Source organism: Caenimonas soli (genome assembly GCF_013155545.1).
Taxonomy (GTDB): Bacteria; Pseudomonadota; Gammaproteobacteria; order Burkholderiales; family Burkholderiaceae_C; genus Ramlibacter; species Ramlibacter soli.
Genome location: NZ_JABJVV010000002.1, coordinates 33,177 through 54,660, shown reverse-complemented (window position 1 = coordinate 54,660; position 21,484 = coordinate 33,177). Strand labels below are relative to the sequence as shown.

General features: G+C 66.3%; 21 protein-coding genes. 9 read left to right on the top strand and 12 right to left on the bottom strand.

Annotated elements, in window-relative coordinates:
• Nucleotides 1-92: 92 nt before the first annotated feature.
• Together HNE04_RS03655 and HNE04_RS03650 are read left to right on the top strand one after the other, a co-directional pair.
• The gene (locus HNE04_RS03655) at nt 93-1,382 is read left to right on the top strand and encodes a DUF3422 family protein (RefSeq protein WP_172216854.1); all 1,290 of its coding nucleotides are present in this window, start codon (nt 93-95) and stop codon (nt 1,380-1,382) included.
• Entirely contained in the window at nt 1,379-2,281 is a 903-nt protein-coding gene (locus HNE04_RS03650; RefSeq protein WP_207717437.1) for a DMT family transporter, read from the top strand. Before HNE04_RS03655 ends, HNE04_RS03650 begins: the two co-directional genes overlap by 4 nt.
• Nucleotides 2,282-2,284: 3 nt before the next feature.
• Here HNE04_RS03650 and HNE04_RS03645 read toward each other — a convergent pair whose 3' ends face one another.
• Together HNE04_RS03645 and HNE04_RS03640 are read right to left on the bottom strand one after the other, a co-directional pair.
• Complete coding sequence (locus HNE04_RS03645) at nt 2,285-3,190, bottom strand: M48 family metalloprotease (RefSeq protein ID WP_172216852.1); 906 nt, start codon at nt 3,188-3,190, stop codon at nt 2,285-2,287.
• Nucleotides 3,187-3,756: an SH3 domain-containing protein gene (locus tag HNE04_RS03640; protein WP_172216850.1), complete on the bottom strand. Its 570-nt coding sequence runs from the start codon at nt 3,754-3,756 to the stop codon at nt 3,187-3,189. The genes HNE04_RS03645 and HNE04_RS03640 overlap by 4 nt, the downstream gene beginning before the upstream one ends.
• Before the next feature lie 66 nt (nt 3,757-3,822).
• On the opposite strand from HNE04_RS03640, the gene HNE04_RS03635 reads away from it, so the two are divergent.
• Nucleotides 3,823-4,620 carry an SDR family oxidoreductase gene (locus tag HNE04_RS03635; protein ID WP_172216848.1) on the top strand — a complete coding sequence of 266 codons (798 nt, stop codon included), beginning with the start codon at nt 3,823-3,825 and terminating at the stop codon, nt 4,618-4,620.
• 1 nt (nt 4,621) lies between these two features.
• Here HNE04_RS03635 and HNE04_RS03630 read toward each other — a convergent pair whose 3' ends face one another.
• On the bottom strand, nt 4,622-5,521 hold the full coding sequence (locus HNE04_RS03630) for a DMT family transporter (protein ID WP_172216847.1): 900 nt from the start codon (nt 5,519-5,521) through the stop codon (nt 4,622-4,624).
• A 96-nt stretch (nt 5,522-5,617) separates the two neighbouring features.
• Between HNE04_RS03630 and HNE04_RS03625 the strand changes: the two genes are divergently transcribed.
• The 3 genes from HNE04_RS03625 to HNE04_RS03615 all read left to right on the top strand — a co-directional run bounded on the left by HNE04_RS03625 (nt 5,618) and on the right by HNE04_RS03615 (nt 7,912).
• Nucleotides 5,618-6,601: a quinone oxidoreductase family protein gene (locus tag HNE04_RS03625; protein WP_172216846.1), complete on the top strand. Its 984-nt coding sequence runs from the start codon at nt 5,618-5,620 to the stop codon at nt 6,599-6,601.
• Nucleotides 6,598-7,380, top strand: a complete 783-nt coding sequence (locus HNE04_RS03620) for an NUDIX hydrolase (RefSeq protein ID WP_172216845.1) — start codon at nt 6,598-6,600, stop codon at nt 7,378-7,380. Before HNE04_RS03625 ends, HNE04_RS03620 begins: the two co-directional genes overlap by 4 nt.
• 139 nt (nt 7,381-7,519) lie before the next feature.
• Nucleotides 7,520-7,912 carry a response regulator gene (locus tag HNE04_RS03615; protein ID WP_172216844.1) on the top strand — a complete coding sequence of 131 codons (393 nt, stop codon included), beginning with the start codon at nt 7,520-7,522 and terminating at the stop codon, nt 7,910-7,912.
• Here the strand turns inward: HNE04_RS03615 and HNE04_RS03610 are convergent.
• The 4 genes from HNE04_RS03610 to HNE04_RS03595 all read right to left on the bottom strand — a co-directional run bounded on the left by HNE04_RS03610 (nt 7,887) and on the right by HNE04_RS03595 (nt 14,043).
• Entirely contained in the window at nt 7,887-9,569 is a 1,683-nt protein-coding gene (locus tag HNE04_RS03610; RefSeq protein WP_172216843.1) for a Na/Pi cotransporter family protein, read from the bottom strand. The two genes, HNE04_RS03615 and HNE04_RS03610, sit on opposite strands and share 26 nt — an antisense overlap.
• 60 nt (nt 9,570-9,629) lie before the next feature.
• Nucleotides 9,630-10,121 (bottom strand): signal peptidase II, encoded by a 492-nt coding sequence (gene lspA / locus HNE04_RS03605; RefSeq protein ID WP_172216842.1) that lies wholly within the window; start codon nt 10,119-10,121, stop codon nt 9,630-9,632.
• On the bottom strand, nt 10,121-12,961 hold the full coding sequence (gene ileS, locus HNE04_RS03600) for an isoleucine--tRNA ligase (RefSeq protein ID WP_172216841.1): 2,841 nt from the start codon (nt 12,959-12,961) through the stop codon (nt 10,121-10,123). The genes lspA and ileS overlap by 1 nt, the downstream gene beginning before the upstream one ends.
• An 83-nt stretch (nt 12,962-13,044) precedes the next feature.
• On the bottom strand, nt 13,045-14,043 hold the full coding sequence (locus tag HNE04_RS03595; RefSeq protein ID WP_172216839.1) for a bifunctional riboflavin kinase/FAD synthetase: 999 nt from the start codon (nt 14,041-14,043) through the stop codon (nt 13,045-13,047).
• 181 nt (nt 14,044-14,224) lie between these two features.
• On the opposite strand from HNE04_RS03595, the gene HNE04_RS03590 reads away from it, so the two are divergent.
• A complete protein-coding gene (locus HNE04_RS03590; protein ID WP_172216837.1) occupies nt 14,225-14,788 on the top strand; it encodes an HNH endonuclease in 564 nt (187 codons plus the stop codon).
• On the opposite strand, the gene HNE04_RS03585 is transcribed toward HNE04_RS03590, so the two are convergent.
• The 4 genes from HNE04_RS03585 to HNE04_RS03570 all read right to left on the bottom strand — a co-directional run bounded on the left by HNE04_RS03585 (nt 14,782) and on the right by HNE04_RS03570 (nt 19,274).
• A complete protein-coding gene (locus tag HNE04_RS03585) occupies nt 14,782-16,152 on the bottom strand; it encodes an alpha/beta fold hydrolase (protein ID WP_172216835.1) in 1,371 nt (456 codons plus the stop codon). The two genes, HNE04_RS03590 and HNE04_RS03585, sit on opposite strands and share 7 nt — an antisense overlap.
• Before the next feature lie 109 nt (nt 16,153-16,261).
• Complete coding sequence (locus tag HNE04_RS03580) at nt 16,262-17,377, bottom strand: acyl-CoA dehydrogenase family protein (RefSeq protein WP_172216833.1); 1,116 nt, start codon at nt 17,375-17,377, stop codon at nt 16,262-16,264.
• A gap of 10 nt (nt 17,378-17,387) precedes the next feature.
• The gene (locus tag HNE04_RS03575) at nt 17,388-18,566 is read right to left on the bottom strand and encodes an acyl-CoA dehydrogenase family protein (protein ID WP_172216831.1); all 1,179 of its coding nucleotides are present in this window, start codon (nt 18,564-18,566) and stop codon (nt 17,388-17,390) included.
• A gap of 42 nt (nt 18,567-18,608) precedes the next feature.
• A complete protein-coding gene (locus tag HNE04_RS03570) occupies nt 18,609-19,274 on the bottom strand; it encodes a YceH family protein (RefSeq protein ID WP_172216829.1) in 666 nt (221 codons plus the stop codon).
• 20 nt (nt 19,275-19,294) lie between these two features.
• Here HNE04_RS03570 and purN point away from each other — a divergent pair, with 20 nt between their 5' ends.
• Nucleotides 19,295-19,876 carry a phosphoribosylglycinamide formyltransferase gene (purN, locus tag HNE04_RS03565; protein ID WP_172216827.1) on the top strand — a complete coding sequence of 194 codons (582 nt, stop codon included), beginning with the start codon at nt 19,295-19,297 and terminating at the stop codon, nt 19,874-19,876.
• On the opposite strand, the gene HNE04_RS03560 is transcribed toward purN, so the two are convergent.
• Nucleotides 19,871-20,104 (bottom strand): DUF1653 domain-containing protein, encoded by a 234-nt coding sequence (locus tag HNE04_RS03560; RefSeq protein ID WP_172216825.1) that lies wholly within the window; start codon nt 20,102-20,104, stop codon nt 19,871-19,873. The two genes, purN and HNE04_RS03560, sit on opposite strands and share 6 nt — an antisense overlap.
• Nucleotides 20,105-20,134: 30 nt before the next feature.
• Here HNE04_RS03560 and HNE04_RS03555 point away from each other — a divergent pair, with 30 nt between their 5' ends.
• Nucleotides 20,135-21,406 (top strand): RsmB/NOP family class I SAM-dependent RNA methyltransferase, encoded by a 1,272-nt coding sequence (locus HNE04_RS03555; protein ID WP_172216824.1) that lies wholly within the window; start codon nt 20,135-20,137, stop codon nt 21,404-21,406.
• Nucleotides 21,407-21,484 lie beyond the last annotated feature (78 nt).

Here is a 21,484-nt window from a genome sequence, read left to right as displayed (position 1 = left end):
GCGGCCACCCATCGCGAAAAGGCACCTCCGGGTGCCTTTTTCGTTGCCCCCGCGCTGGGCGACAATGGCGGGCTTCGAGGGAACGCATGCAAATGAAGAGAAGCCGGCCGACGCCGCATCCGCAGCGCGTGGCGCTGCACAACGAAATCCACGCCCGACCGCCCGAGGCCATGAGCGCACCGCTGGCGATCTCGCACATGGTGATGGTGGGCGATGCCCAGGAGCGGGAGGCCAGCCGGGCCCATGTGGCCGCACTGCTGCGCGACCACCACCTGCCGCAGCCCGATGCGCAATCGACGCACATCCGCATGGACCTGGGCGCGTTTCGCGTTCGCTGGGAACTGCACACCGAATTCGTCACCTGGAGCTTCTCGCGGCCGATCGAGGCCGACGGCTTCGGCGAGCGCGAGCCCGTCACGGCGCTGGATGCCGTGCCGAACGAGTGGCTCGGGCAGCTGCCGGGCCAGTGCCTGGCCAGCATGCACCTGTGGGTGCTGCCCACCCAGGCCTTGGGCAGCAACTCCCTGGTCAAGCATGTGTTGAACGAGGAGACCCTGGTCGCCTCCACGGTGGCCGATGGCCACGGCGAGGTCTACACCGACTTTGCAATCCACGCAGACGGCTTCTCGCGCATGGTGTTGCTGGCCGGCAGCATCGCGCCGAGGCGCCTCGGCCGGCTGGTGCAGCGGCTGCTGGAGATCGACACTTATCGCATGGCGGCGCTGCTCGGGTTGCCGGCGGCGCGCGAAGCGGCCTCGGTGCTGGCTTTTGCCGAGCGCGAACTGGCGGAGCTGGCGGGCGCTATCCGCGTCGCCGGGCGCCACGAGGAGCCGCAGCTGCTGGACCGCCTGACCAAGCTGGCCGGCCAGGTGGAGAGCCAGTACGCAGGCACGCACTCGCGCTTTTCGGCAAGCTCCGCCTATTTCGAACTGGTGGATCGCCGCATCGCCGACATCGCCGAGTCGCGTTTGGCGGGCCTGCAGACCATCGGCGAATTCATGGATCGACGGCTGTCGCCCGCCCGCGCCACCTGCGAATGGGCCACCCGGCGCCAGGATGCGCTGTCGCAGCGCGTCTCGCGCATCAGCAACCTGCTGCGCACGCGCGTCGAGATCGAGCAGCAGCAAAGCAGCCAGGCACTGTTGGCAGCGATGAACACGCGCCAGGGCCTGCAGCTCAAGCTGCAGGCGACGGTGGAGGGCCTGTCCGTGGCGGCCATCACCTACTACACCGTGGGGCTGGTCAGCTACCTCGCCAAAGGTGCGCAGGGCCTGGGCTGGCCCTGGAGCGCGGAGAGCACCGCCGCCGTCGCGATTCCCGTGGTCGCGTTCGCCGTGTGGTGGTCGCTGCGCCGGCTGCATTCCAAGGTATTCAACGATTGAGCCAGCTGCCCGAACGAAGCCTCGTGCCCGGCCTGGCACTGGCCGTGTTCGGCGCTATCGCGTTCAGCGGCAAGGCGATCATCGTCAAGCTGGCCTACCGCTATGGCGTGGATGCGGTCACGCTGATCATGTACCGCATGCTGTTCGCGCTGCCCATCTTCCTGGTGATGGCGTGGTGGGCCAGCCGCGGCAAGCCGCCGCTGTCGGGGCGGGACTGGCTGGGTGTGATCGGCCTGGGCTTCACCGGCTACTACCTCTCCAGCTTTCTCGACTTCCTGGGCCTGCAGTACATCACCGCATCGCTCGAGCGCCTGATCCTCTACATCAATCCCACGCTGGTGCTGCTCCTGGGCTGGCTGCTGTACCGCAAGACTTTCCGGCCTATGCAGTTCGTTGGCATGGCTATCAGCTATTGCGGCGTGATCGTGGTGTTCGGCCACGAGGTCCAGTTGCAAGGCGGCCAGGCGGCGCTGGGCACGCTGCTGGTGCTCGCCAGCGCTGTCACCTACGCCATCTACCTGGTGTACAGCGGTGAATTGGTGCAGCGGCTGGGGTCTTTGCGACTGGTGGGATTGGCGACCTCGGTGGCTTGCCTGTGCTGCCTGCTGCAGTTCGCGGTACTGCGCCCGCTCGGGGCGGCCCTGGAGGTCGCGCCGCAGGTGATATGGCTGTCGGTGCTCAACGCCACGTTGTGCACGGCCGCGCCGGTGTTGATGGTCATGATGGCCATAGAGCGCATCGGTCCCGCCTTGTCGGCGCAGACCGGAATGATCGGCCCGCTTACGACCATCCTCTTGGGCGTGCTGATACTGGGCGAGCCGTTCACGGCTTGGGTGGCCGTGGGAACGGTGCTGGTGATTGCCGGGATCTTCGTGTTCAGCCGCAGCCGCAGCCGCTGAACGTCAGCGCCTTCCGCCCAGCCGATGGGCCACGCTCACGGCCGGTTTGCCGGAGTAGGCATCCAGTCGGCTCCCCATGGCACCGGCCAACTGGTCCAGGCGCTGCTGCGCCGGCGGGTGCGTGCTGAGGGACAGGCTGAATAGCGGATCCTCGGGCGCGGCGGTGCGCAACTGCTGCAGTACCGAGGCCAGGCCGTAGGGATCGAAACCGGCGCGCGTGGCCAGGGCTACGCCGTTGCGGTCGGCATCGAACTCGTCGCCTTGATCCAGGCCGCTGGAATACAGGTTGCGCCCCAGCGCCAGCATCTGGGCCGACACCGCGCCGCCCATGTTGTTCTTCAACTGCGCCGCCAGCAATTGGGTGACCAGGCCGGCGCGCGCCTTGACGCGCAAGGCGTTGAGGTGGTGCCGGTCAACGACGTGCGTGATCTCGTGTGCCAGGATGCCGGCGAGTTCGGCTTCGTCCATGCGATCCACCAGGCCCTTGGTGACGAAGATGTAGCCCCCCGGCGCGGCGAAGGCATTGAAGCCGGGGTCGTCCAGGACGGCGAAGCTCCAGGGCAGCTGCGGACGCGACGACTGCAGGCTGATCCAGCGGCCCAGCCGATTGACATAGCGCTGCAGCGCCATGTCCGGGTGCAGCGGCTTGCTTCCGAGCAGAACGGCAGCGAGTTGCCGGCCGATCTCGATCTCCTTGGCCTCGTCGATCTGGCCCTGGCTTTGCGACAGCAGCTGGAGCAAGTCGCCGCCGGCCGCTGCGCCGTTGGTCGGCAACGGCGCAGCGGGCGCCGTCGGAAGCTGGCCGCCCACCAGCGAGTTCAGCATACTGAGCGCCTTGTTCTGCGCAAAGGCGCCAGGGATGGCAATGATCAATACGGCGGCTGCGTATGCGCGCATCTGGGTTTTCATTGGGCTTGCTCCGGGTTGCCCGGCGCGGCGTGGCCGGTGGATGCCGGCCGGGGCGCGGCGGGCAGCGCGGGCACGTCGACGGTGGCCAGCGCGGCTTCGCGTGCGAATTCGCGGGCTTGCCGCTCGCCTTGGCGCAGGGCTTCCATCTGGCCCACGGCCTGCATGTTGGGTGTGGCCTGGGCCAGGTCTTCCGCCCCGAGCCCGCGAATGCCGATGGTCGCCGTGGGCGTCACCACGCGCTGGTTACCGCTTTTGCTGAACAGGTTGGTGAGGCCCCGCAATGCTCCCGTGGCTGCATTGCCGCCGGAGGCGGAACCGTCGGCAGGTCCGACGTCGAACATGTGAACCCAGCCGGTCGCGCCCGCGCCGCTGCGTACCTCGATCCAGGGGCCGCGGCGCTCGCCCAGCCGGGTGACCGGCGACTGCGCCGCCAGCGCTGCCACGGCGCGTGCCGATTCCGCCGGCGCTTCGCGCAAGTCCGCAGCGCGTTTCATGATGGCGGCCTCGCCCTGCGCCTGGGCAGCCCCGGCCAAAAGCACCAGCAGCCCGCAGGCCCAATACCCCATCTTCCTCGCCGATGTCGATCCTGCACTTATCATGGTTCTGGGTCTTTCTGATCAGTAAGGAATTGTATGGACTTTGGTATCGCAGGCAAATGGGCGCTGGTGTGCGGGGCCAGCAAGGGGTTGGGCTTTGGCTGCGCGCAGGCGCTGGTGCGCGAGGGCGTGCACGTGGTGTTGGTGGCGCGGGGTGCGGAAGCGCTGGAGGCCGCCGTCATGAAACTCCTCGCCGACCCGGGAAGGCCCACCGATACCGCGGTACAACACGTGGCCGCGGACATCACCACCGCCGAAGGGCGGGCCAAGGTGTTCGAGAAGCACCGCGAGTTCGACATCGTGGTGACCAATGCCGGCGGGCCGCCCCCGGGCGACTTCCGCGAATGGGACCGCGACGTCTGGCTCAAGGCCGTCGACGCCAACATGCTCACGCCGATCGAGCTGATCAAGGCGACGGTGGACGGCATGGCGGCTCGCGGCTTCGGGCGCGTCGTCAACATCACCTCGAGTTCGGTGAAGGCTCCGATCGACGTCCTGGGGCTGTCGAACGGCGCCCGCAGCGGCCTGACGGGCTTCGTGGCCGGGGTGGCCCGCACTTCGAAGCTGGCTTCGGCCAACGTGACGATCAACAACCTGCTGCCCGGCTCGTTCGAGACCGACCGGCTGAAGGTGACGATGGCGGGCGCGGCCCAGAAGGCCGGCCAGTCCCTGGAGGTGGTGATGGACGCGCGGCGCGGCAATATACCGGCTCGCCGCTTCGGCACCGCCGAGGAGTTCGGCGCGGCCTGTGCATTCCTGTGCAGCCAGCATGCGGGCTACATCACCGGCCAGAACATCCTGACCGACGGCGGCGCCTACCCCGGGACTTACTGAGCTACCGGCGCGACGACACCACGATCCCGCCCACGATCAGCACGAAGGCGACGGCGTGGTACAGGTGGGGCAACTCGCCGAGAAACGCCGCCGACAGCACGGCCGCGAACAGGGGTGTGAGGTTGACGAAGAAGCCGGCGATGTTGGGCCCCACACGCTGCACGCCGATGCCCCAGCAGCGATAGGCCAGGATGGCCGGGCCTATGGCGACATAGACCAGCGCGGCGGCCAGCGGCCAGCCCCACTGGATGTGGGTGTCACCCGTCGCCCATTCCCCCGCGGCGAACAGCCCGGACCAGCCCAGCCCCAGCACCACCTGCGCCATGAGGAAGGCGGCCCAGTCACCACGGATCTGGGACGGATCGCCCGGGCGGATCAGCAGCCAGCTGTAGAACGCCCAGGCGGCGGTGGCCAGCAGCACGTACAAGTCGCCGGGAACCAGCCGCATTTGCAGCAACAGCTGCCAGTCGCCGCGGCCAAGCACCAACAGCACGCCGGCAATGGACAGCACGGCGCCCGTCATTTGGCGCGAGGTGATGCGCTGGCGGAAGAAAAGTGCGCCTATGCCCAGCATCCATACCGGCGAACTGGCGGCGACCAGGGTCACGTTCAGCGGCGTGGAGGTCTTGAGCGCCAGATACAGCAGCGCGTTGTAGCAGCCCACACCCAGCAGGCCGAGCAGCGCGAAGCGGCGCCAGTTCTGCCACAGGCCGCTGCCCCGCCGCAGCACCCAGCCGGCGAGCGGCAGCAGCAGCACGAAGGCAAGTGCCCAGCGCAGGAAGTTCAGCGTGACCGGCGGCACCAGTTCAGTGACCAGGCGCCCCACGACGGCATTGCCCGCCCACAGCAGCGGCGGAATGGTCAGCACGAAGGCGGTTCTGAGGTTGAGGCGTTGGTCCATGGGGAACCCGGCACTGTATAGCCTTACCGATGGATTGGCTGAGGCAAGGCTTGCAGTTTCATGGCAGGATGCGCGCCTGACCTTCGCGAGGAAATCATGAGCAAAGCAGTCCAAATCGAGCAGCACGGCGGCCCCGAGCAATTGAAGATCGTCGACGTGAAAGTGGGCGATCCCGGGCCCGGCGAAATCCGCATCCGGCATCACGCGATCGGCCTGAACTTCATCGACGTCTATCACCGCACCGGCCTGTACCAGCTGCCGATGCCGGCATCGCTGGGCATGGAAGCCGCGGGTGTGGTCGAAGCGGTGGGCGCTGGTGTCACCCACCTCAAGCCCGGTGACCGCGCCGCCTACGCCAGCCAGCCGCCCGGCAGCTATTGCGAGCTGCGTGTGATGCCCGCCAAGTGCGTGTGCAAGCTGCCCGACGGCATCGATTTCGACACCGGCGCGGCCATGATGCTCAAGGGCCTGACGGCGCAATACCTTCTCAAGAGAACCCTGCCCCAGGGCGGCCTGAAGGAAGGCGACTTCGTGCTGTTCCACGCCGCCGCGGGCGGTGTCGGCCTGATCGCCTGCCAGTGGGCACGCGCGATGGGGCTGCAACTGATTGGCACCGCGGGCTCCGACGCCAAATGCGCGCTGGCCAAGGAGCATGGCGCGGCGCACGTCATCAACTACGCCAAGGAAGACTTCCTGGCCCGCGTCAAGGACATCACCGGCGGGCGCGGCGTGAAGGTGGTGTACGACTCGGTCGGCAAGGACACCTGGGACAAGTCGCTGGACTGCCTGCAGCCGTTCGGCCTGATGGCCAGCTTCGGCGCCGCCTCCGGCCCGCCTGCGCCGTTTTCGGTGGGGCTGCTGGCCGCCAAGGGCTCGATCTACGTGACGCGCCAGACGCTGTTCTCCCACATTGTCACGCGCGAGATCACGCAGGCCATGGCCGACGATTTGTTCGAAGCCGTGGGCAGCGGCAAGGTCAAGATCCGCATCGACCAGCGCCATCCGCTGGAGCAGGTGCAACAAGCCCACCGTGACCTGGAAGCGCGCAAGACCACCGGTTCCACCATCCTCACGCTGTGAGCCTGGTGGTTCCCGCCGGCTGGCTGGCGGCACAGCGCGCCCGCGCCGACCAGCCGCCGCGCAAGCCGCGCGTGCCGCTGTGGACCGGCGATGCCCGCATCGGCTCCGTGGAGCCCGACTTTCTTGCCGCTGTGCCGATGGGCGCAGGCCTGGTCGAACCGGCGGTGAATGGCGGCGAACAGGGCTGGCGGATCCAGGGCGAACTCACGGCCAGCCTGCGGCAAGTCGCCCTGGCCATGCGCGAGGCGGGCGTCGCGCATGTCTGGCGCGACGAGCAGCTAGCGGTAACCGACGGCGAAGGGCGCAAGCTCGGCACCGTCGAACGCGCCGTCGTCAGACCTCTCGGAATCACGACCTTCGCCGTGCACCTTGCAGGCATCTCGCCGGATGGCGGGCATTGGTTGCAGCAACGCTCGCTCACCAAGCCGAACGACCCGGGCCTGTGGGACACGCTGATGGGTGGAATGATCCCGGCATCGGATTCGATGGAACAGGCGCTGGAGCGGGAGACCTGGGAAGAGGCCGGCCTGCGTCTTTCCCAGATCGAGCAGCTGCGATACCGGGGCCGCATGCTGACCCGCAGGCCCAGCGATGAAAGCAGTGCGGGCTATATCGTCGAATACCTGGACTGGTATAGCTGCGTGGTCCCCAGCGGTGTGGCGCCCACCAACCAGGATGGCGAGGTCGCCCAGTTCAGGCTCATGCGGCCCGAGGAGGTCGCACGACGGATGCAGCGTGACGAATTCACGCTGGAAGCCGCGCTGATCCTCAGCACTTGAACTCAGGATGAGCGAACTCTCCTACAGGTGCTTGGCCTAGGGGCTTGCACCTTGGGCGAAGGGGCGGCGGTAGATTGTCTCCAATGAGCAAAGACCTGTGACACGGCGTAAGCTGGGCGGGTCATCAAATGGAGAATGCATGACGTTTCGAGCCTATATCGTCGAGGACAGTCCGACGATTCGCGAGAACCTCATCGAGACTCTGCAGGAACTGGCGCTGATCGAAGCCGTGGGAACGGCCGAGACCGAGCATGAAGGAAAGAAGTGGCTGGCCCAGAACGATGCGTACTGGGACTTGGCCATCATCGACCTTTTCCTCAAGGAGGGCAGTGGGCTGAACATCCTCGAAGCCTGCCGCCTCCGGCGCCCGACGCAGAAGATGGTGGTTCTGAGCAATCACGCGACCAGCGATGTCCGTTGGCGCTGCGCCCAGCTGGGCGCCGATGCGGTATTCGACAAGTCCACCGAGATCGACGCGCTGGTGGATTACTGCGTGAGAGAGCGCGTCAAGACCGAGCCTGAGACACACTAGGCGGTCCTTCGGACAGCGATTGCTGCCGCAGCCTGTTGGGTGCCAGCGCACCGGCGGAGTCGAGGATCGGGTAGGCGATCGAGCAGATGTGCGAGTTGATGCGCTTGAGGTCGCTGATCAGGTCGATGTGCAGCGAGCTGGTTTCTATGCTCTGCATGGTGTTGCCCGACAGCCGCGTCAGGTGCGTTGAGGCATAGGCGCGCTCCAGGTCGCGAAAGCGCGCCTTCTCCTCGAGCAGCTTTTGCGCGTCGCGCACCGAGCCGTTGAGGAACACGCTCATGCCCAGCCGCAGGTTGTCGATCAGCCGCGCATGCAGCTCGCAGATTTCGGCCATGCCCGCGGCCGAGAAACTGCGGCCCTTCTTGATCTTCTTGTCTTCGATGTCGATCAGGATGCGCTCGATGATGTCGCCGATCTGCTCCATGTTGATGGTGAAGCTGATGATGTCGGTCCAGCGCCGGCTTTCCTCCTCGCCCAGGGCCTCGCGCGAGATCTTGGTCAGGTAGTACTTGATCGCGGAGTAGAGCTCGTCGACGTCGTCATCGAGCTGGCGCAGCTTCTGCGCCAGGGCCAGGTCGTTGTTCTTGATCACCGTCAGCATGCCGACCATCATGGTCTCGACCACGTCGGCCTGATGCAAGGCTTCGCGCGCCGCGCAGGAGATCGCGAGCGAGGGGGTGGCCAGGGCGGAAGGATCGAGATGGTGCGGGCGGCCGGCCACCAGGGTCTTGTCCGGTTTGGGCAGCCATTGGGTCACCACGCGGGCCACGAAGCTGGTGAGCCCGATGAACAGCACGGCGACCATCAGGTTGAAACTGAGGTGGAACAGCACGACCACCGTCGCGCGGTCCTGCACGTAGGGCCGGGCATAACGCAGCCACAAGCCGACCAGGGGAATCGCGATTACGACGCCCACGGCCTTGAAGACGAAATTGCCCAGGGGCACCTGCCGCACTTCGACCGCCGACTTGGCGGTGGTCAGCACGGCCAGCAGGCCGCTTCCGAGGTTGGCGCCCAGCACCAGCCCCAGCGCCGGTTCCAGCGGTATCAAGCCGGAAGCCGCCATCGTCGCCGTCAGCAGCACGATCGCCAGGCTCGAATAGGCGACCACGGACAGGAAGGCGCCGACCGTGATCTCCAGCAGCAGCTCGCTGGTGATGGAGCCCAGGAGCGCCTTCACGGCCGGCGACTGGGTCATGATTTCGGTAGATGCGGCCACCAGCCGCAGCGCCAGCAGCATCAGGCCCAGGCCGATCAGGATGCGGCCGATGCGGCCCACCGGGTTGGTCTGGCGTGAGAGAAACAGCACCACACCCACGAAGATGAAGAGGGGCGACAGCCAGGACAGGTCGAACGAGAACACCACGGCCATCAGGCTGGTGCCCACGTCGGCGCCCAGCATCACCGCCAGGGCCAGGGGCAGGCTGGCCAGCCCCTGGCCGACGAAGGAGGAAACGATGAGGGCGGTGGCGGTGCTTGACTGCACCAGGGCCGTGACGCCCAGGCCGGAGATGGCCGCGGTCCAACGATTGGCGGCGCTGTGCGCCAGTACGTTGCGCAGGTTCGTGCCGAACACCCTCAGGATGCCGGTTCGAACTAGATGGGTTCCCCAGACCAGCAGCGCGATGGCCGCCAGAAGATTCAACAAATGCTTCATTGCTTGTGTTTCAACTATACGCCTTGGTGCGGCGCAGCATTGAAAACGGCAGGCAAAGAATCAATTCGTCTTGCGAACTCGAAGCAACTCGTCGAGGATCAGGCAGGCCGCACCGACGGTGATCGCGCTATCGGCCACGTTGAATGCGGGAAAGTACCAGCCGCGCCAATGCAACTGCACGAAGTCCACCACGTAGCCGTGCATCAGGCGGTCCACCACGTTGCCGATGGCGCCGCCCAGGATGCAGGCCAGCGCGAAGGAGAACAGCCGCTGCCCCGCGTGCGAGCGCAGCATCCAGATGATGAAGACGGCCGCGGCGACACCGATGGCCGTGAAGAACCATCGCTGCCAGCCCGAGGCGCCGGCCAGGAACGAGAAGGCCGCGCCCGTGTTGTGGGCGCGCACCACGTTGAAGAAACTGGTGACGTAGGTGGAATCGCCTAACTGGTAGTAGCCCAGGATCAGCACCTTGGTGAACTGGTCGGCGATGATGATGGCCAGGGCCAGCCCCAGCCAGGGCAGCCAGCTGCCCGGGTTGCTGCGATCGGCCATCAGGCGAATTTCCTGTCTTCGCCTGCGCCGAACAGGTTGCTGGTGCAACGGCCGCAAAGGGTGGGATGCGCCGGATCGTTGCCGACGTCGTCGCGCCAATGCCAGCAGCGTTCGCACTTCACGGCTTCGGAGGGGGTCACCTTCACGGCCATCGTGTCGCCCGCGGCCAGGCTGGCGGCGGACGTGATGAACACGAACTTGAGGTCGTCCTCCAGGCTGGCAAGGGACGCCCACAGGTCGCCGTGGGTGGCCATCGGCAGCGTCAGTTCCACGTTCGCCTGCAGGGACGAGCCGACCTTGCCGGCTTCACGCAGCGACTCGATTTCCTTGTTGACCAGCTCGCGGGCGGCGCGGATGCGGGTCCACTTCTCCAGCAGGGCGGCGTCGGGCCCGCCGATCTCGGCGTAGGTCTCGAAGAAGATCGATTCCGACGTGCCGAACAGCTTCCAGGCTTCTTCCGCGGTGAAGCTGAGGAACGGCGCCATCCAGCGCAGCATGGCGTGGGTGATGTTCCAGAGCGCGGTCTGCGCGCTGCGCCGGGCCAGCGATTTCGGCGCGGTGGTGTAGAGGCGGTCCTTCAGGATGTCGAGATAGAACGCGCCCAGGTCCTCCGAGCAATAGACCTGCAGCTTGGCAACCACCGGGTGGAATTCATAGACCTCGTAGTGCGCGAGCACTTCGGCCTGGAACTGCGCCGCGCGCGACAGGGCGTAGCGGTCGATCTCCAGCATCTGGTCGAGCGGCACCGCGTCCTTGGCCGGATCGAAGTCGCTCACGTTGGCCAGCAGGAAACGCAGCGTGTTGCGGATGCGCCGGTAGGCGTCCACCACGCGCGCCAGGATCTTGTCGTCGCCTGCGATGTCGCCCGAATAGTCGGAAGCGGCCACCCACAGGCGGATGATCTCGGCGCCCAGCTTCTTGGTGGTCTCCTGCGGGTCCACCCCATTGCCCATCGACTTGCTCATCTTGCGGCCCTGGCTGTCCACCGTGAAGCCGTGGGTGAGCAGGCCGCGATAGGGGGCGCGCCCGTACATTGCGCAGGCGGTGAGCAGCGAGGAGTGGAACCAGCCGCGATGCTGGTCGTGGCCTTCCAGGTACAGGTCGGCTTCGGGCCCGCTCTCGTGCGCGGCGCCGGCGTGCGAGTGCCGCAGCACCGTGGTGTGGGTGGTGCCGGAATCGAACCAGACTTCCAGGATGTCGGTGCTCTTGGTGTAGTGCTGCGCGTCTTCCGCGCCCAGGACCGACTCCGTCGTGGCCTTGCTCCAGGCCTCGATGCCGCCCTTTTCGACCATGTCGGCGGCGAGGTCCAGGATTTCCATGGTGCGCGGATGCAGCTCGCCCGAATCCTTGTGCAGGAAGAAGGGCAGGGGCACACCCCAGCTGCGCTGGCGGCTGATGCACCAGTCGGGCCGGCCCGCGATCATGTCACGCAGCCGCGTCTTGCCGTTCTCGGGGAAGAAGCTGGTTTCCTCGATGGCTTCCAGCGCCATCTGGCGCAAGCTCTTGGGCGCCTTGTCCTTGGTGAACACGCCCTGGCCTTCGTCCATGCGGATGAACCATTGGGCCGCGGCGCGGTAGATCACCGGGCTCTTGTGGCGCCAGCAGTGCGGATAGCTGTGGGTGATGCCCTCGGTGGCGAACAGGCGGTCCGACTCGGCCAGCACCTCGATGATGCGCGGCACGGCCTTCCAGATGTTGAGGCCGCCGAACAGCGGGAAGTCGGGCGCATAGGCGCCGTTGCCCTGCACCGGGTTCAGGATGTCGTCGTAGGCTAGGCCGTGCGACACGCAGGAGTTGAAGTCGTCCAGGCCGTAGGCGGGCGAGGAATGGACGATGCCGGTGCCGTCTTCGGCCGTGGCGTAGTCGGCCAGGTACACCGGCGAGAGCCGGCGGTAGCCCGGGTCGACGTCGTACAGCGGATGCTGGAAGTTCAGCCCGGCCAGCTTCTCGCCCTTCGCCGTGGCCAGCACGGTGCCGGTGAGCTTGTAGCGTTCCATGCACTTGCCCACCAGCGAGGCCGCCAGTACCAGGAGGCCGCGCTCGGTATCGACCAGCGAATACTCCAGCTCGGGGTTGAGGTTGAGCGCCTGGTTGGCCGGGATGGTCCAGGCGGTGGTGGTCCAGATGACGATGTAGGCGGGCTTGGTCAAAGCCGCCACGCCGAAAGCGGCCGCCAGCTTGTCCGGCTCGTCCGCCTTGAACCCGACATCCAGGGTCTGCGACTTCTTGTCCGCGTATTCGATCTCGAATTCGGCCAGCGAAGAGCCGCAGTCGAAGCACCAGTACACGGGCTTGAGGCCGCGATAGACGAAGCCGCGCTCCACCACCCGCTTGAACGCGCGGATTTCCTCGGCCTCGTTGACGAAATCCATGGTGCGATAGGGATGGTCCCAGTCGCCCAGCACGCCCAGCCGCTTGAAGTCGGCCATCTGGATGGCGATCTGCTCGGTCGCGAAAGCCCGGCTCTTGGCCTGCATTTCGTCGCGCGGCAGGTTGCGGCCGTGCTTCTTCTCGATGGCGTTCTCGATCGGCAGGCCGTGGCAGTCCCAGCCGGGGATGTAGGCCGCGTCCAGTCCCTTGAGCTGGCGGGCCTTGACGATCATGTCCTTCAGGATCTTGTTGACGGCGTGGCCCATGTGGATCTGGCCGTTGGCATAGGGCGGGCCGTCGTGCAGGACGAATTTCTCGTGGCCGCAGCGGGCGGCGCGCAGCTTCTTGTACAGGCCCTGGTCTTCCCACTCCTTCACCCAGCCGGGCTCGCGCTTGGGCAAGTCCCCGCGCATCGGGAAGGGCGTGTCGGGCAGGTTGAGCGTGGCGCGGTAATCGGTTTTTTCGGTCATGGTTGTCATTCCGGGCTTGACCCGGAATCCAGGAGGTTTGATGGGCAGCAAATGGATTGCGGATCAGGCCCGCAATGACAGCCTCAAATTCGGTCGCGCGTGGTCTGGCGACGGGTGGACGCAAAGTACGCACGAGCGTCGTCGCAGTCCTTGCGGATGCCTTGCGTCAAGGCGTCCAGACCGTCGTACTTGAGCTCGTCGTGCAGTTTGTGCAGCAGTTCCACGTGGATGATTTTACCGTAGCCCCCCTCGTCGCCGAGGCCGGCGGGCCATTCCAGGCAGTGGGTCTCCAGTAGCACCCGTCCGCCGTTGACGTCGTTCGGGTCCAGCGAGGGCCGGATGCCCAGGTTGGCCACGCCCGGCAGGGGCTCCTCGCTCAGGCCGTTCACCAGCACCGCGAAGATGCCGCTGGCGGCGGGTTTCCAGTGGGAAAAGCGCAAATTCAGGGTCTTGAAGCCCAGCTCGCGCCCGAGCTTGCGCCCGTGCACCACATGGCCGCTGATGCTGTAGGGCCGGCCCAGCAGCGCGGCGACCGCATCCATGTCGCCGCGCCCGAGCGCTTCGCGCACGGCGGAACTGGACACCCGCATACCGTGGACCTCGTAGCTGTTCATGCGCGCGACGTCGAAGCCCTTGGCGTTGCCCGCGCCATCCAGCATCGCGTAGTCGCCCGCCCGTTTCGCCCCAAACCGGAAGTCGTCGCCGACCAGGACGTATTGGGCACCGAGGCCTCGGACCAGCACGTTGTCGATGAAGGCCTCGGGAACTTGCGAGGACAGCCGAGCATCAAACGGAAGTACCACGCATTGATCCACTCCGCAGCGATGCAGTTCGGTCAGCTTGTCGCGCAAGGTCGCGATGCGAGCCGGCGCCAGTTCGGGCTTGCGGGCCAACCGGGCGAAGTAATCGCGCGGATGCGGCTCGAAGCTCAGCACGCAGCTGGGTATGCCGCGATGCCGGGCCTCGTTGTTCAGCAGCGCGAGCATGGCCTGGTGGCCGCGGTGCACACCGTCGAAATTCCCGATGGTCAGGGCGCAGGCTGGCGCGATGCCCGGGTGGTGGAAACCTCTGAATATCTGCATCGCGGCGTATGTGGATCTTTGCGGTATCTTTTTGATAGCAACTCGTGCCCGCCCGCCAAGCACCGCAAGGCATTTCCCTAACGAGGACGGTCACGAAAACAGGGTATATTGTGCTGTACAGCGCTGCAAGGCGCTGTACCTGACCTCTGCGTGGTTTCCTGTCGTTCGAAGGAGGCGTGTTTTGAAGGTTTTGAAGCTGTCCGCCCAAGGGCTGCCCCAGTCGTGGATCTCGCTGGAGCAGGCCGTGCTGCACTACGCGGCCGATGAGGTGCGCTGGGAAGTGGGCGCGCGGGTGGCGTTGTTCCGCGGTGGCCACAACGCCATGACCGGTGAGCAGTCGCAGATCGCGGTGAACAGCATCATCGGCACCAAGGGCGTGCCCAACATCAACCCCTTCGACCTCAAGCCCGGCCTTACCAACAGCAAGCTCTTCGCCCGCGACCGCAACGTCTGCGCGTATTGCGGCGGCCTGCACCATGAGGAAGAACTCACGCGCGAACACATCATCCCCTTTGCCCAAAATGGCAAGGACCACTGGATGAACGTGGTGACGGCCTGCCGGGCCTGCAACCACCGCAAGAGCAACCGCACGCCCGAACAGGCTCGCATGCCTCTGCTGTACGCGCCCTACGTCCCCAGCCTGTGGGAAGACTTCATCCTGCGCAACCGCCGCATCCTGGCGGACCAGATGGAGTTCCTGATGGCGCACCTGCCCAAGACCTCACGCCTGCACCTGCTTCAGTAGGTCAATTCCAGGATAGCCACATGGTTCTCGGCCGCCGGCCAGGTGCGGCCGATCACGCGTTCGCCATTGAACTCCGCGACGACCGGGCGTGCCGCTGCGGCCGGCTTGATTTTCGAGCTGGCCACGCCCGCACCCGGCAGCGCGCCTGGAGGCGGCGACTGCCCGTCGAATGACATCTTGTCGCGGGCCGGGTCGAAGTAGCCGCGCGGACGGATCATCGTCACGATGGCGGAGGCGGTCTTGTCGGCATCGGCAATGCGCTCGGCGCGCAGGTGCACGATGTTGCTGGAGCGCGCGAACGGGCTGCGATAGATATGCGTCGTGGCATAGCCGGGCGCCGCCACCACGAACTCGTAGCGCGTGCCCGGCTGGGCGGTGAACGGACCCCACGCGCCATCGTTGCCGACGGTCTTGCTGTACGCCGGGGCGCCGCGGCGCTCGCCGCTGGCCGGATCGAGGGCGAACACCTCCAGCCGCGCGCCCGGCAAGGGCAGGTTGTTGGCGAAGTTGCCCGATGCCGGATCGGTGGACGAAACGCCCATGCCGCTGACCTTGCCGCCGAGCACCAGGCGGTCTTCGGGCCGGATCTCCACCGCGGCCGGCATGCGCCCCGTGACGAAGCGATAGGTGGCCTCGAAGGCCGCCGGCGCGTACGAGGTCTCGCGATGGTCGATGCGCGGGATTACGACGTTGGTTGCGCCCTTGAGCTCCGGCCCCGCGAAGGTGATGTTGGTGGCCGTGCCCTTGGCGCCGATCCACAAGCCGTCGGGCTGGGCGAACTTGTCGTTGTTGTCGGAACGGATCGTGAGCCACTTGACCGGCCCCGTGACCTCGTCGCCGGCGGCGTTCTTGGACGCGTTCAGCGAGACCAGGAATGAGCCGGTGCCGGCGAATTCGTTGCCTTCGCGAAAGCCCTTGACGGCCCAGACGCCGTGGTTGGGCGTCCCGCCCAGCACTGCGTGGCTGACGGTCTTGGCGCCGCCGCCGTTCTGGATGTAGTTGCGGATGGCATTGCCGCCGCGCGAGTTGCCTACCAGCACCACTTGCCGCGCACCGGTGGCCTGGAGCACCTTGTCGACCTCGGCCTTCAGGAAAGCCATGTGCTCCGCGGCGGAGGTGCGGCCCGGCTGGGGCTTGCTGTCGTCGTCGCGCGCCAGCGGATAGGGAACGTCGATGGCATGCAGCCGCTCGCGCGGCCAGCCGTTGGACTCGAACCGCCAGATCGTCGTCTGCCACAAGGCGGCGGTGTCGCCGTTGCCATGGACGAAGACGATGGGCGGCGCTTGTTCGAGCGATGGGCCGGTGGCGCAGCCGGCAGCCAGCGCGGCTGCGGCCAGGCCGAGAAAAAGACGGCGTGAGGTCATGCGTGTTGTCTCCGGAAGTTGTCATGCCGGGCCTGACCCGGCATCCATGCCTCCGCGGACGCGTCCCAGGACAACGCGACGTGGATTGCGGATCAAGTCCGCAATGACATCACGCGAACACGCCCGCGGTGTCCTGCATTCTTTCCGAGACTTCGCCCAAGTGGTGCAGGGTATCCCCGAAGCTCAGCTCCAGCTGGGTGAGCTTCTTGAAGTAGTGGCTGCCGATGTATTCGTCCGTCACGCCGATGCCGCCGTGCAGCTGCACCGAGTTCTGCCCGATGAAACGCATGGCCACGCCGGCCTGGTACTTGGCGCGGGCCATGGCGTGACGCCTTTCCGCGGCCGGCGCGTTCAGCTTGAGCGCGGCGTAGTAGCTCATCGAGCGTGCCAGCTCCAGCTGCATCTTCATGTCGGCGACGCGGTGGCGCAGGGCCTGGAACGTCGACAGGGTCACGCCGAACTGCTTGCGCGTGTTCATGTACTCCACCGTCACGGCCATGGTCTTGTCCAGAACGCCCACGGCCTCCGCGCAGCTCGCGGCGATGCCGATGTCCACCGCATGTTCGAGCGCCGTGAGGCCATCCAGCGTCACCAGCGTGGCGGGCGCGGACTTGAACGTGACCTCGGCCGCGCGGCCGCCTTCTTGCGTGCCGTAGCCGCGCGTCGTAACGCCGTTGGCCTTGCGCTCCACCAGGAACAGGGCGATCTTGCCCTTCACGGTGGCCGGCACCAGGAAGGCGTCGGCCTGGTCGCCCGCCGGGACAACGCTCTTGGCGCCGCTCACGGTCCAGGCGTCACCCGATCCGCTGGCCTGCGTTTCGCAGACGTCCAGGCGGTAGCGCGCCTTGCGTTCCTGCTGCGCCAGCACCACCAGGGCCTCGCCACCCGCGATCTTGGGCAGCCAGGCGGCTTTGACGGCTTGCGGCGCATAGCCGCCCAGGATGCCGCCGGCAATCAGCGTCTGGCCCAGCGGCTCCAGCACGATGCCGCGTCCCAGTTCCTCCATCACCACCATGCCTTCGACCGGGCCCATGCCCATGCCGCCGTGCTCCTCGGCGATGTACAGGCCCGCCAGGCCGAGGTCAGCGAGTTCGCCGTAGGCGCCGCGGTCGAAACCTCCGGCCTTGACGATGGCGCGGCGGCGCTCGAAGTCATAACCCTTGTCGACCCACTTGCGGACCGCGTCGCGCAGCTGTTCCTGGTCGTCTGAAAAATCGAAATCCATGTCTGTCCCCTTAGCCGAGTACCGTCTGCGCGACGATGTTGCGTTGAACTTCGTTGCTGCCGCCGTAGATGGTGGTCTTGCGCATGTTGAAGTAGGTGGAGGCCAGCGGCGCGCAGTGGGCGGCGCCCACGTGCTCGCCCTGCCAGCCCGCTTCCATGGCTTCCTGGATGAAGGGCAGGGCGAAGGGGCCGGCGGCCAGCATCATCAGCTCGCTATAGCGCTGCTGGATCTCGCTGCCCTTGATCTTGAGCAGGCCGGCGATGTCCAATGAGTTCTTGCCCGATTTCTCGGCCGACAGCACGCGCAGCACCAGCATTTCCAGGGCCACCACGTCGACATCGAGCTTGGCAATCTCGTCGCGGAAGCGCTGGTCGTTGTACACGCCCTCGGCCTTGGCGATGCGCTTCAGGCGCTCGAGTTCGCGCTTGGCGCGGTTCACGTCGGCGATGTTGGTGCGCTCGTGCGAGAGCAGGTGCTTGGCGTAGGTCCAGCCTTTGTTCTCTTCGCCGATCAGGTTCTCGGCCGGCACTTCGACGTTGTCGAAGAACACCTCGTTCACTTCGTGCTCGCCGTCCAGCATGGTGATGGGGCGCACGGTGACGCCGGGAGACTTCATGTCGATCAGCAGGAAGGAGATGCCGGTCTGCGGCTTGCCTTCGGTGCTGGTGCGCACCAGGCAGAAGATCCAGTCGCCGTATTGCGCAAGCGTGGTCCAGGTCTTCTGGCCGTTCACGATGTACTTGTCGCCCTTGCGTTCCGCGCGGGTCTTGACCGAGGCCAGGTCCGAGCCCGATCCTGGTTCGCTGTAGCCCTGGCTCCACCAGACTTCGCCGCTGGCGATGCCGGGCAGGAAGCGCTGCTGCTGTTCGGGGTTGCCGAAGGCCATGATCACCGGCGCCACCATCACCGGCCCGAAGGGCACGACGCGCGGCGCACCGGCCAGCGCGCATTCTTCCTCGAACAGGTGTTTCTGGATGGCGGTCCAGCCCGGGCCGCCGAACTGCTTGGGCCAGCCGTAGCCTAGCCAGCCCTTCTTGCCCAGGATGCGCGCCCAGCGCTGCAGGTCGTCGCGCGTCAGGCGCAAGGCGTTGTGGACCTTGTGCGAAATCTCCGCCGGCAGGTTGGCGCGCACCCAGGCGCGCACTTCTTCGCGGAACTGCTGTTCTTCAGGGGTAAAAGCTAAATCCATGACAGGTATCTCCAGTGCTGCGACATTATCAGCACGGTCGTTCTATTCGTCGTGTCCGGGTTGTGACATGCCGAGTTGCTCGTAGATGTTTTGCACAGCGGAACGCAGCATCGCGACTTCGTTTTCCAGCGCCTCGACCCGGCCTTCCAGGTGTAACTGGGCCCCGGTCAACGGCGCCTGAGATTGAGTGTCACCCGGCTCCACCGGACCGCAGAGCAAATGCGCCCAGCGCTGCTCGCGCATGCCCGGCGCCCGCGCCAGCTTGATCACCAGCGGCCCGCCCTTTTCGGGCGCCCGGTCCTGCAGCTCGTCGAGAAATGCCTCGACCGAGGAAATATCGGCAAAGCGATACCAGCGCTCGCTGTTGATCCGCAGCTCGCCGGCGGTTTGCGGCCCGCGCAGCATCAAAAGGCCCAGCAGCACGGCTGACTGCTCCGGCACGCCGACGCCGCGCTGGAAGTTGTGCTCCCAGCGCGCCACCCGGCTGCCGCTGGACTCGAACACCAGGCTGAGCAGTTTGAGGGAATCCAGCGCCTCCTGGGCCTGGGCATCGCTGACGTTCATCAGCGGCTCGCGGCTGGTCTTCTGGTTGCACCCCGCCACCAGCGAATTCAGCGTCAGCGGATAGCTGTCCGGCACGGTACGGGCTTTTTCCATCAGCGTGGCCAGCACGCGGGCTTCAACGGGGTTCAGGGGACGCAGCTGCATGGCAGGGATAATTCTTTTAAATGAAGAACATCGTGATTCTGATCTCCGGCGGCGGTTCGAACATGGGAGCCATCGTCCGGTGTGCCCAGCGCGACGACTGGCGCAAGACCCGTGGTGCCCAGGTGGCAGCCGTCATCAGCAACCGCGCCGACGCCGGCGGCTTGGCCCTGGCGCGCGAGCACCAGATCGCCACCGACGTGGTCGACCATAAGCGCTTCGCGACACGTGAGGAGTTCGAGGCCGAGCTGGCAGCCGTGATCGACCGCCACCAGCCGTCGCTGCTGGTGCTGGCCGGTTTCATGCGCATCCTCACGCCCGGTTTCGTGCAGCGCTACCAGGGACGGCTGCTCAATATCCACCCGTCCCTGCTGCCTGCCTTCCCGGGCTTGCACACCCATCAGCGGGCCATTGATGCCGGCTGCAAATTCGCCGGCGCGACGGTGCACCAGGTCACTGCCGAGCTGGACCATGGGCCCATCCTGGACCAGGCGGTGGTGCCGGTGCTGCCGGACGACACAGCCGAGACCCTGGCCGCCCGCGTGCTGACGCAGGAGCACTTGATCTATCCGCGCGCGATCGCTGCTCTGCTGCCGCGCCTATAGCCTGGTAAAGCGCGGCTGCCGCACCCCGTCGATCACGACCTCTTCGTTGAACATCGCCGCCGGGCGTACCCAAAGCCCCTGTTCGCCGTAGAGCGCGCGGTACAAGGTCATGGGCTCCAGCGTCTCGCTGTGGCGCACGGTGTCCAGCACCTCGTAGAGCAGGCCCTTGTAGTGGCGATATCGGCCGGGTGGCGTGGTAATCAGTGGCGGCAGGGGATGGTCGGGCATGGGCGGAAGGGCGAATGGGACAATAGGCCCATGCATCCTAAAGCCCTGCTCGACGCCTGTGCCGAACTCGTCAAGCTCACCCTGAAATTCGATCACCCGGCCGACGCCGTGGTGTCCCGCTACTTCCGCGACAACCGATCCCTGGGCCCGCGCGAGCGCGCGACACTGGCCGAAACCGTGTTCAACGTGCTGCGCAAGAAGCTGCTGTTCGACCACCTCTCGCCTTCGGGCAGCGGGCCGAAGGAGCGGCGCATGGCGATCCTGGGCTTCCACGGGCCGCGCGATTTCCTCAAGAGCGCCTTGACCGACCAGGAGAAGAACTGGCTCGACCAGTGCGACTCCATCAACCCCTCGGACCTGCTGGAGCGCCATCGTCACAACCTGCCCGAATGGCTGGTGCAACCCCTGAAGGACCAGCTGGGCAAGGATTTCATGGCGCTCGCCGAGAGCCTGAACCAGCCCGCGCCACTGGACCTGCGGGTGAACATGCTCACCGACAAGCGCCCCGAGGTGCAGAAAGAACTCAAGTTAGCCGGGATCAATTCCGTGCCGACGCCGTATTCGCCCTGGGGCCTGCGCCTGGACAGCAAGCCGGCCTTGACCAAGGTCGATGCATTCGCCCGCGGTGCCATCGAAGTGCAGGACGAAGGCTCGCAGCTGCTGGCCCTGCTGCTGGACGCCAAGCGCGGCGAGATGGTGGTCGATTTCTGTGCCGGCGCCGGCGGCAAGACCCTGGCGATAGGCGCGGCCATGCGCAGCACCGGGCGCCTCTACGCCTTCGACACCTCCGCCCACCGGCTGGATGCCCTCAAGCCCCGCCTGGCCCGCAGCAAGCTTTCGAACGTGCATCCGGCGGCGATCGCGCACGAGCGCGACGAACGCATCAAGCGCCTGGCCGGCAAGATCGACCGCGTGATCGTGGACGCGCCGTGCTCCGGCCTGGGCACGCTGCGCCGCAATCCCGACCTGAAGTGGCGCCAGTCGCCGCAGTCCGTGCTGGAGATGACGGCCAAGCAGGCCGCCATCCTGCAAAGTGCGTCGCGGCTGCTCAAGCCGGGCGGCCGGCTGGTCTACGCGACTTGCAGCCTGCTGCCGCAGGAAAACGAACAGATCGCGCTGGCCTTCACCGAGGCCAATAGGGAGTTCAGCCCACTTCCGGCCGTGGAAGTGCTGTCCAATCTGAAGGTCGATGGCGCCGCCGGCCTGTGCACCGGTGGCGAGGGCGGCGGGGATTTCCTGCGGCTCTGGCCCCATCGGCACGCGACGGACGGATTTTTCGCGGCCCTATGGGTGAAAAATTGACAATAGAGCACTGCTATTTGGCCCGACTGTATCTATCTACAGTCCAGTTTTGAACCTCGCATCGTAAAATGGGTCTAT